The sequence below is a fragment of the Endozoicomonas sp. ONNA1 genome (assembly GCF_024606325.1).
Classification (GTDB): Bacteria; Pseudomonadota; Gammaproteobacteria; order Pseudomonadales; family Endozoicomonadaceae; genus Endozoicomonas_A.
On sequence record NZ_JAHHPN010000830.1, the window covers coordinates 1 to 1,094 of the forward strand.

At 49.4% G+C, this 1,094-nt stretch carries 2 protein-coding genes; both read left to right on the forward strand.

Annotated elements, in window-relative coordinates; all coding sequences use genetic code 11:
* The coding region (locus tag KDK19_RS19655; RefSeq protein ID WP_257288627.1) for a hypothetical protein at positions 1–217 on the forward strand (217 nt) is incomplete at its 5' end.
* 2 nt (positions 218–219) lie between these two features.
* On the forward strand, positions 220–1,094 hold an 875-nt coding region (locus tag KDK19_RS19660), incomplete at its 3' end, for a hypothetical protein (protein ID WP_257292687.1).

The window sequence follows — 1,094 nt, forward strand, 5'->3', positions numbered from 1 at the left end:
AATCATTCAGCTTGAGTTAATAAGCTTGCAGTTATACCTGCTGGCGAGTACCCACACTCTCTTTTATATCAAGATTCGTTACGAAATTGTCCCCCCTACAAAGGCAATTGCTCTGCCGGTATCTATCCGAATCGAACTTTTATCCTGTCTGAAGGTCAAATCTACGTATAAGCAAATGATTTCAATGCAGTCCTTTAGATCACGGGAAGGAGAATGACTATGGATGGTCAAGTTGGTGGAGATATAAACAAACTCTCTCTTGTTAGTGACGTGACTCATAGTTATCTAAAGGGTAGTGACATACCAGCCGAGAAGAGAGCAAAGCTGGATTCATCGTCAAAGAGGGTAGAAATCTGCGATAAGTTAACCTCCAAACTCACTCTATCATCAACTCCGATTGCATCGCCTGACAGAGCGAGAAGCCTATCCGCAATAGATTCCCCGCTCCGAAAAGTCCCTCATTCCTTCGATTTTCGTTTTGTCACCAGTGATGACGAGGTACGACAGCTTTTAGTGGCCCGGACCGGCGAGGGACAATGTGATGTCACGCTTATCTCCCACCCCGATGACCTCTCACAGGCTAATCTGGTGAGCCGGTTGAGCATTTCTGACGACGGTTGCCACGTTCTGGGTTCAGGCAAGCTGTTTGAAAGTCCAAAGCCACTCACCCTGGTGATAGATATCCGCGAACTCACCAGTGAGGAGCTGCCAAAATTTAACGACCTACTGGACCCGGATAACCCCTGCCTGTACGACAAAGTCAGCCAAAAGAAAAGCCCACTGGGAGAGCATGTTGCTTTAATGGTTTTGGCAGATCCTGCACAGTTGGCATCGGTTGGCCCGACTGATGGCGCTCCGGGTGCTGATTTTTGGCGGCGAATTAATCGGCCGGGAAATACCTGGCAGTTCAACGCACAGACCGGTAGTGACCAGGCGATGAAGATCAACGAGGTTCCTCCGGTATTGGCTGAACTCCCCGGTGTCGAAGGCAACGTGGATGATGACCATACCGTTCTCATTGACTGTCACTTGCACAGTCACTGGCGACACTTACTGCTGGGCGGTCCCGGAGTAGATCAACAGGGGCGAATTCA